The sequence below is a fragment of the Rhizobium sp. BK313 genome, from assembly GCF_014193655.1.
Classification (GTDB): domain Bacteria; phylum Pseudomonadota; class Alphaproteobacteria; order Rhizobiales; family Rhizobiaceae; genus Rhizobium.
This window is the reverse complement of record NZ_JACHZQ010000007.1, coordinates 417,929-427,416: the sequence shown is the minus strand read 5'-3', so window position 1 is coordinate 427,416 and position 9,488 is coordinate 417,929. Positions and strand designations below refer to the sequence as shown.

The 9,488-nt window shown below is 58.2% G+C and carries 7 protein-coding genes and 1 tRNA gene; 5 read left to right on the top strand and 3 right to left on the bottom strand.

The genetic code is table 11. From position 1 onward, the window contains the following. The 5 genes from FHT86_RS30425 to FHT86_RS30405 all read left to right on the top strand — a co-directional run. Positions 1 to 348, top strand: a 348-nt coding sequence (locus FHT86_RS30425) for a hypothetical protein (RefSeq protein ID WP_166656958.1), incomplete at its 5' end; no start/stop codon positions are given. A 332-nt stretch (positions 349 to 680) separates the two neighbouring features. After that, on the top strand, positions 681 to 2,735 hold the full coding sequence (locus FHT86_RS30420; protein WP_133710624.1) for a glycosyl transferase: 2,055 nt from the start codon (positions 681 to 683) through the stop codon (positions 2,733 to 2,735). Between the two features lie 34 nt (positions 2,736 to 2,769). Continuing rightward, on the top strand, positions 2,770 to 4,020 hold the full coding sequence (locus tag FHT86_RS30415) for a hypothetical protein (RefSeq protein ID WP_133710623.1): 1,251 nt from the start codon (positions 2,770 to 2,772) through the stop codon (positions 4,018 to 4,020). Between the two features lie 458 nt (positions 4,021 to 4,478). Beyond that, positions 4,479 to 4,709 carry a hypothetical protein gene (locus tag FHT86_RS30410; RefSeq protein WP_133710622.1) on the top strand — a complete coding sequence of 77 codons (231 nt, stop codon included), beginning with the start codon at positions 4,479 to 4,481 and terminating at the stop codon, positions 4,707 to 4,709. A gap of 589 nt (positions 4,710 to 5,298) precedes the next feature. Beyond that, entirely contained in the window at positions 5,299 to 6,984 is a 1,686-nt protein-coding gene (locus tag FHT86_RS30405) for an arylsulfatase (RefSeq protein ID WP_133710621.1), read from the top strand. A gap of 198 nt (positions 6,985 to 7,182) precedes the next feature. Here the strand turns inward: FHT86_RS30405 and FHT86_RS30400 are convergent. From FHT86_RS30400 to FHT86_RS30390, 3 genes are all read right to left on the bottom strand, one after another. Further along, a tRNA-Met gene (locus FHT86_RS30400) sits at positions 7,183 to 7,259 on the bottom strand. A 165-nt stretch (positions 7,260 to 7,424) separates the two neighbouring features. Next, a complete protein-coding gene (gene mnmA, locus FHT86_RS30395; RefSeq protein ID WP_133710620.1) occupies positions 7,425 to 8,624 on the bottom strand; it encodes a tRNA 2-thiouridine(34) synthase MnmA in 1,200 nt (399 codons plus the stop codon). 212 nt (positions 8,625 to 8,836) lie between these two features. Further along, on the bottom strand, positions 8,837 to 9,487 hold the full coding sequence (locus tag FHT86_RS30390; RefSeq protein WP_133710619.1) for a CDP-alcohol phosphatidyltransferase family protein: 651 nt from the start codon (positions 9,485 to 9,487) through the stop codon (positions 8,837 to 8,839). Between the last annotated feature and the right edge of the window lies 1 nt (position 9,488).

The following is a 9,488-nucleotide window of genomic DNA, read 5'->3' as shown; positions in this document are numbered from 1 at the left end:
GCCGCCCTCTCCACCGATCAGATCGGTGTGCTGAAGACCGCCCAGGTCGCCGCGCTGAAGTCGACGCAGATCGCCGCTCTCTCCACCGATCAGGTCGCCGCTCTGACGAGCTCGCAGATCGGTGCCCTGACGGCAACCGAAGTTGGCGCCCTCTCCACCGACGATATCGCCACCTTCTCCACCGACGAGATCGCAGCGATCAGCACGGCGGGTCTAAGAGGACTGTCCACAGACGACATCGCATCGCTGTCCAGCGACCAACTGTACGCCTTCACCACGACGCAGGTGCAGGCACTGGATGCGGGACAAGTCGCAGCGGTCATCTCGGCCTATGCGGCCTACGACTAAACCTGACGGTTTGCGGCGCGGCTTCACCCGCGCCGCAAAAAGACTTCGGCGCCGCGCGAGAAATTGCGCGGCGTTTTTCGTGAATCGCGCTGAGAATCCGGAATCATTTGCGATTCAATCGAAATCGGTCACGGGCTGCCGGCGGCGGGCGCACTACCCCCGCCGTTTAACTGACCGCCATGTCTCACGGCCGGAAGACGCCACACTCCTTGCCGGGAAGCCTCCCGCCGAAAAACAACCAGTCCGACGCAAGCTAGCTACGATAGAAGGCGTGATGCTTTCGCTCGTCAGTTCACACCCCGGCCGCAAGGCCGTCTTGTCGTAGGATGTCCATGACCGTCAATATTGCATCTGTCTCGACCCAAGTATCGCCTTTCGTCGCTGCGTTGGAGCGGGCGCGGAATCAGCAACTGCCGCTTGGCGAGTTGTTCCAGATTGCCGAAGTCCTGAGCGGCGCCGGAAAGCAGCCGCAGGCAACCGAGCTTTACAAGACCTGGATCGCGTTCAACGACACCAATCCTCTGCTGCATCTCGTCTATTTCAACTACGCGGTCTCCGCCAACCAGACTGGCGACGCCGCGGGCGCGATCCACGCTTTGCGCGCGTGTTTGAAACTCGATCCGCTGTTCGGGCCGGCGCACATCAATCTCGGCCGTGTGCTGGAAGATTGCGGCCTGAACCATCGGGCCGTCGAACAATGGCGAAGCTTCGCGAAGGCAACTGCCGAAATTTCGCCTGACCGGATTGGCTATCGTCTGATGACGCTCCAGCACATAGGCCGCGTTCTCGAAGGCGCCGGCTTGCTGGAAGAGGCGGAAGCAGCTTTGTGGCAGGCGATCGAGCTGCAGCCCGGCAAGACCGAGGCGGGCCAACATTGGACGTCATTGCGGCAGCGCCAGTGCAAGTGGCCGACCCTCGTTACGTCCGAGCATGTCTCAGCCCGACAATTGCTGGACGCGATGTCGCCTTTGATACTTGGCTGCTATGCAGACGATCCGCTATTTCAGCTCGCGAAAGCCTATCGCTACAACAAATCCCTGATCGGACGGCCCGATCTCAGCGGCTTCCCACGCCCGACGCCGAAGCAGAAATCGGGAACCGGAGAGCGTCTGCGCGTCGGCTATGTCTCATCGGATTTGCGTGATCACGCGGTCGGTTTTGCCCTCAGGGAAGTTCTGGAGTTGCATGACAAGCGCAGTGTCGAGGTCTTCGCTTATTATTGCGGCGAACCGCGTGCCAACGACGCAACGCAAATGCGGATCAAGAATGCCGTGGATTGCTGGCGCGACATCTATGCGCTCAGCGATATCGAAGCGGCAAAGCAAATCCGCGCCGACGAAATCGACGTTCTCGTCGACGTCAATGGCTACACGAAACTCGCGCGGACAAAGATCTTCGCCTACCGGCCGGCGCCGGTCATCGTCAATTTCTGCGGCTATCCCGGCTCGATGGGCAGCCCGTTCCATCAATACATAATCGCGGACGAGCACATTATCCCGCCGGCAAACGAAATCTACTATTCGGAAAAGGTGCTGCGGATTGCCTGCGACCAGCCAATCGACCGCAAACGGCAGATCGCCGCACGGCCGACCCGCGCGGAGGCCGGCCTGCCGGAGGATGCTTTCGTCTATGCCTGCCTCAACGGGATGCAGAAGATCACCGCCAATTGCTTTAAGCGCTGGATGACAATCCTTTCCGCGACGCCCGGCAGCGTGCTGTGGTTGCTTGCGGAAGCGGAGGACGTCAACGAACGCCTGCGCCAGTTGGCCGCGCAAAGGGGCGTAGATCCCGAGCGCCTCATCTTTGCGCCAAAGGCCGCCAATCCGAACCATCTCGCGCGGATCGCTCTCGCCGATCTCTTCCTGGACACCTTTCCCTATGGAGCGCATTCCACTGCGGCGGACGCGATCACCGTCGGATTGCCAGTTCTGACGCTCCCCGGAAAGAGCTTTGCCTCGCGGTTCTGCGGCAGCATCGTCTCTGCCGCCGGCGTTCCGGAGCTGATCTGCAGCGGACCCGATGACTACGAAAGCCGAGCCATCGCCTTCGCGCACGACCGCGAAAGTCTCGCGACGATCAGGGACTCTCTGCAGCGCCAGCGTGAGACCAGCACCCTGCGCGATATACCGGCTCTCGCGCGGCGCCTCGAATACTTGTTTTGGCAGATGCAGGGTGAAATCGAGCGCGGAGAAACGCCGGTGCCCGACCTGCGAAATCTTGACGTCTATTACGAGATCGGCGCCGAGATTGTCCTGGAGAATGTCGAATTCGAGGACGAACTCGCCTACCGGAAGCGCTACCTCGAGAAACTGGCCCAATGGAACGATTATGCGCCGCTTGCGCGCGACTCCCGTCTGTTGAAAGAGCCGATGTCACTTCAAAATTGATTTCCGGCAAAAAGATGCAATTCAAGAGGGCGCTATGACTCCTGTTATACTTGTGACGTTTGCCGGGCGGCAAAAGCGAATGGAGATTCTGACAAAGTATATCCGCAAGGCAATCAATGACGGGATAATCGATGAATGGCACATATGGGATTTTACGCGTTCCGCTCAAGATAACGAGTGGGTCACGCGTGAGTTCGGCCCGGCGCGATATATGGGGTCCGAGGCGCCTTACCAATTAAAGGGAGCCGTTACACCTCGTTCCTCGTTCCGCGCAAATGCGAAAATTGATCACGACCTTCATATTGCCATTCTTCCGCATGGTGAGGTCGACGACTATTTCGAAATTGTTGTTGGCGGTTGGATGAATACGCATTCTGTTCTCCGCAGCATCAAGCCCAATGACCTGAATAATTTCGCACGCAGGAATGAAGCGGCGATCATTTGGAGCAAATCGACTCCCGGCGTTCTCTCGCCAAGCCTGCCGAATCAGGTCGTCCTCAGCCTCGATTCTGCAGGAGTTCCCGCACTTCAGGTCAATGGTGTGACCGTCGGCAAATGGCCCGAACTGAATTTGAGTTCAGGTGCATCGGTTATGGTCCGTGGAGGATGGAGCGCGGATTTGGAACTCTGCGATGTAAACGCCCCCGTGCGGCGTTATGTCGGAAATCCAAATGAAAAGCTGCCGTATTGGCAAGCCTATGACTATTACGCGAAACGACTGCAGAATTTTTCCAGCGCGGTATTCCTGAAGTGCGATGACGACATCGTCTATCTGGACCTGGAAAAACTCAGCGAATTCATCGAGTTCAGAAGGGCCAACCCGAACTACTTCGTCGTCTCCGCGAATGTCGTGAACAATGGTGTGTGTGCCTATTTCCAACAATTAGGCGGAGCACTTCCTGACGAGTTGGGTCATTTTGAACGACCCCCAGGAGGGTTCGGAGGAAGTTTGTGGCTAAGCGCCGAGCGCGCAACTCAGCTTCACGACTTCTTCCTGGAAAAGAATGACAAGTATCTGCCCTTGCCGGATAAAGTCGTCGAATGGACGGAGCGTCAATCGATCAACTTCATATCCTGGCTCGGAAAAGACCTGTTGCACATGGCTCTCCCCAAAGGTGACGATGAATACGCGCTGACGGTCGATCTGCCGACCTTCCTTAATCGGCCGACTGCGATTTATGCCGATTTCACTGTCAGCCATTTAAGTTTTGGGCCGCAAGAACAGGGACTGGATGTGGATCGTTTGATCGATGCGTATGACGCACTGAGCTCTTCGCGACTCTAGGCCACACAGAAATGGAAGCTCGGGCATTGCTCGACCGATACAGGTGCGCGTTTCGTCTTGACTCGCGCCTGACCTGTGTTGGTTTGCGCCCTGCCTGCTGATCCTAGCGAATATTCATAACGGCAAAGACGAACGACCCGGCGGTAACGCATACTGCGAGTGTCACATAGTAATCCATATTCAATCCCCTTTTCCGCACCAACGCGGTAAGGAGTCATAATGTTCACAAAAAAGACGGAGGAATGAACTCGCTCCGCACTTTTTCTGTCGCCTGGACTCATGCCGTTATCGTGAAGTGTTTCGGCCATCATGGGCGGCCAGCAGCTTCCACCGTTTCACGTTGTCGTTGCCCAAAGGCTAGCTAACGGGCATATGCCCCTCTTGGATAGCTTGTCTTTCAGCGCCTATCATTGTTGACTTCCGCATTCAGTCGTCACGTCAGCGGGATGGAGGGGAAGATGGGTACATCGCTTGTCGAACGTTTAACAGAATGCGTCGGACAGATTGAGGAGCTCTCACAGCGCATCTCTCGTATTCAGGCCGGAGAGATCCATCATCAAGCCAGGTTCGGTGATGGCCCTTGGGAGGATGTTACGGCAATCGTCCTTGCTCACTATGAGCGTCTGCTTGAGGACTATAAATATTTTGCCGAGGATTTGAGACGTCGCATCGATAAGGGTGAAAGCTGAGTTGGCCCGATTTCCGCCAGCGTTGAGGTGGCTAACCCTGGCGCGCAGCAGGCTCGAAGAGGACGGCGTTGCGGAGGGAGCCTGGCCGAAACTCTCAAGAGCGGAGGCGCTGAACCGTAGATCGACTGGCAAGACATTCCGGCAAGTAGTTTCCGGGTCGTGATCCACGATACAGCAACCGGTATTGTCTGCCACCGAGTATCGGAAAATATGGGAATTACGGGAGCACGCGGGAAAAGTCAGTGACCGTGCCGCACTAGAAGTGCTCTCTTGAGAAGCTTTCAATCTAGACGCGAAGCCGCAAATACACTATATTAGCAAATATGAAAATACTGATAGGGGCAATAGCCACAGCAAGCATCTCGTTGCCAGCCGTCGACGCTCGATGACGGGTACGCCTATCGCCGCCTTATGGCGAGTAGTCTGAGCTGCATTCAGAAATCCACCATAGCCGACCTTCCTGTGGCACCTTGGCGCGTAGTGTCACACACAAGGCGTCCCAACCGAGAGGATGGGAGATCCTGCTCTTTTGAGAGAGCAATCCCGATTGGGCCGAGCCACGCGCAAACTCAAACGGAGGATGTAGGCCATGAGTAGCATGAGAAATCTTTATTTCTGTCTGCTGGCTTCCGCATTCGCAGCCACACTAGGTGCACCGGCAGTCGCGCAGCAACAGCAGCCAAAACCCAACATCGTTGTCATCATGGGTGACGATGTCGGCTGGTTCAACATTGGTGCCTATCACCGGGGCATCATGTCCGGCAAGACGCCGAACCTCGACAAGCTGGCGTCTGAAGGCATGATGTTCACCGACTATTATGCCGAGGCGAGTTGCACCGCGGGCCGCGCGAGTTTCATTACCGGTGAAATCCCGCTGCGCACTGGCCTGACGACCGTCGGTCAGGCCGGCGCTGATGTGGGCATGCCGGACAAGGCGGCAACTATCGCCGCCGTCCTCAAGACCGAGGGTTACGCCACCGGCCAGTTTGGCAAGAATCATCTCGGCGATTTGAACAAGTTTCTGCCAACTCTCCATGGTTTCGATGAGTTCTTCGGGTACCTGTACCACCTTGACGCAATGTCAGACCCCTATTGGTATTCGTTCCCGGATGACCAGTCGTATCGTGACAAAGTCGGGCCGCGCAATTTGGTGCACAGCTTTGCTACGGACACGGACGACGCGACCCAGCAGCCGCGCTGGGGCAAGATCGGCAAGCAGAAGATCATCGATGAAGGCCCCTTGGCGCCGTACCCCGATATGTCCAACGTGCCGAACATGCACGACATCACACCCAAGGCCAAGTACGATATGGGCACATTCGACGAAGTGCTGGTCAAAGCTTCGTGCGACTTCATGGATAAAGCCAAAACCGACGGCAAGCCGTTTTTCGTCTGGCACAACACGACGCGCATGCACGTCTGGACATTCCTGTCTCCTAAGTATCAGAGCTTGATGAACAGCCAGAGCAATTATGGCCTTGAAGAAGCCGGCATGGCGCAATTGGACGACAGCGTCGGTGCCATCATGAAATGCATCGAGGATGCGGGCGAGACCGACAACACCATCGTCATTTTCACGACCGACAATGGCGCAGAAGTATTTACTTGGCCTGACGGCGGCATGACGCCATTCAAGGGCACCAAGGGTACCGTGATGGAGGGTGGCTTCCGTGCACCGGCCATCATCCGCTGGCCGGGCAAGGTCAAGCCAGGTACGGTCGAGAACGGAATCTTCTCGGCCTTGGATTGGTTCCCTACACTCGCGGCGGCTGCTGGTAATCCTAACATCACCGATGAACTTCTGAAGGGCACGAAGTTGGGTGATCAGACCTACAAGAACCACCTTGATGGCTACAACCAGTTGGACCTATTGGAGGGCAATTCGCCGTCCGCGCGTCATGAATTTTTCTACTTCGGTGGCCCTCATCTGGGTGCAGTTCGCATCGATAACTTCAAGTTCCAGTTCTTTCAACAGCCTCAGGGTTGGCCTGGCGCGAAGGTAACAACGGACATGCCCACAATGGTCAATATCCGTCAGGATCCCTTCGAGCGGACACCGTCGATCGGCGAGCAAAGCCTCAATGACCAGGGTGGAGGATACATGAACGACTTCTTTGCTCGCGAGTTCTGGCGCTTCGTCAGTGTCCAGGAGTTGGTCGCCAAACTGGCCCTCACAGCGGTTGATTACCCACCGATGCAGGATCCGGCCTCCTTCAACCTTGATGCTGTGAAGAGGCAGATCGACGCAGCGATCAAGAACAAGCCAGGCAACTAGTCAAGACAGTCAAGATAACGGGCGGTTCGCAAGGGCTGCCCGTTTGCAACAACCCGGAACGGCCGAAACCGTGCCGATTCAAAAATCAAAATTCCCGATCCTGCTAGCAAAATTCCGGAATTCGGTATCCGGCTGCAACAACAGCACCGCAATCACTTTGGATCGTTCGCAACATACATCTGATTTTCTTGAAGATTTTGGTAGCGGAGGAGGGATTTGAACCCCCGACACAAGGATTATGATTCCTCTGCTCTGACCTACTGAGCTACTCCGCCACTTCTGCGCATAATCTATAGTTTTACACGCAAGGGCCAAACGAAACCGGCGCTCGAGGAGCGTGGGCTCGTCGGTTGAGCGGCTTATAAGGTGCGGTTCGGCTTTGTGTCAAGCGGATGATTTGGAAAAATCAATGCTTTCCCCTGCCCGACAACCGCCTGGCTTCATGCGGCGACCGGGCTGGCCAGAAGAGCCTTCAGAGAGGCTTCCGCCATCGGCTCGCGCTCGGAGCGTTCGATGAAGCCACCGCCGTAGACGCGGGCATCGTCACCGGGGGCGGAATAGAGCGCGCAGGCCTGGCCAGGAGCGACGCCGGCTTCGCCGATCGTCAGGTCGACATAGATGCCCGTGGAATCGGCATGCAGCACGGCAGGGGCTGGCGCGCGGGTCGAGCGGACCTTGGCGTAACAGGCAATGCCCTCGCCGGAAGCCGCCTTCGCCAGCGGCTCGTCGCCGAGCCAGTTGACGTCGCGGAGGTAGACGCGGTGCGTCTCCAGCGCTTCTTTCGGGCCGACAATGACGCGGCGCGAGCGGGCGTCAAGATAGACGACATAAAGCGGTTCGCCGGTAGCGATCCCGATGCCGCGGCGCTGGCCGATCGTGTAGTGCAGGATGCCCTCGTGATGGCCGAGCACGCGACCGTCGAGATGGACGATCTCGCCGGCGAGCGCCGCATTCGGCTTCAGTTTGGCGATCACGTCGGAATATTTGCCCTGCGGCACGAAACAGATGTCCTGGCTGTCGGCCTTCTTGGCAACGACGAGACCCATCTCCTCGGCAAGCGCACGCGTCTCCGACTTCGGCATGCCGCCGAGCGGAAAGCGCAGATAGTCGATCTGCTCCTGCGTGGTCGCAAAGAGGAAATAGCTCTGGTCGCGATCGGCATCGGCCGGGCGGTAGAGCGCGCGGCGGCCGGGATTGTCGGCGGACGGGTTCGGGCGGGAGCGGATGTAGTGGCCGGTCGCCAGCGCATCGGCGCCCAGTTCCTTGGCCGTCGCCAGAAGATCGGCGAACTTGACGGTCTGGTTGCAGGCAACACAAGGGATCGGCGTCTCGCCGGCAACGTAGCTTTCAGCGAAGGGATTGATCACCGTCTCTCGGAAACGCTTTTCGTAGTCGAGCACATAATGCGGAATGCCGAGCGTCTCGCAGACGCGGCGGGCGTCGTCGATATCCTGGCCGGCACAGCAAGAGCCGGCGCGGTGCACGGCGGCGCCGTGATCATAAAGCTGCAGCGTGATCCCGAGCACGTCATAGCCTTGGCGCTTCAGGATGCCGGCAACGACGGAACTATCGACGCCGCCAGACATGGCGACGACGACGCGCGTATCTTCCGGCCTCTTGTCAAAATCCAGTGTGTTCACGGTCTTGCCGCCAATCTCAGTCGATCTTCGGTGCTGTCTTCTGTCCACCGGTTGCCATGCAAAAGCGGCGGATTTTTATCATCTGCGGGCACGCGGCGACTTGGCCGCCCAGCCTCGATGGACCAGGGATATAGAAAGGATTGCCGCCCGGCGCAAGAGGCGGCGAATCACCAGCATGGCGACAGCAGCTCCTCATAGGATGAGACTGCCTCTCAACCTCTGGCTTTCAACTGCCGTATAAGATTGAGACCGCGGCGAAGAGCCGTTACCGCTGCACCGGCGGCGATGATCCAGAGTGCGATGGTCAACACCCAGGAGCCGCCGCTCCATAGCACTTCGACGACCGACAACAAGGCAGCAACCGTAATCGTTGCCATGCGGTGCTGTTTGGCCATCGGCCCGCCGAAATCGCTGGGATTGCCCGTAGCGCGGCCGAGCTCGCGGACATAGGCGGTGAGAACGGCAAAGGCGGCAGCGGCCCAGCCGAGGCCGGGTGCGGCGATACCATAGCCGACGCCGGCAAAGATCAGGATATCGGCGACGCGGTCCGGGAATTCATTCCAGAACGGCCCATCCGCCTCGCCCTTGCCGCCCTCGACGGCGACCATGCCGTCAAGCAGATTGCAGAGCAGCCGAAGCTGGCAGAAGAGTGCCGCAAGGATGAGAAATATGGCGCGCAGCCCACCACTGCCCTGCCCCGACAGCCAGAAAGAACTGCCGGCCAGCGCCGCCATGACCATGCTCGCCTGCGATATCCGGTTGGGCGTCACCGACAGCGCCGTCATACGCCGCGCCAATGCCTGTGCCCAGCGCGTATTGCGGCTGGCCAATGGCCGCCTGTCGCCCGCTCCCTCGCCCGCCATC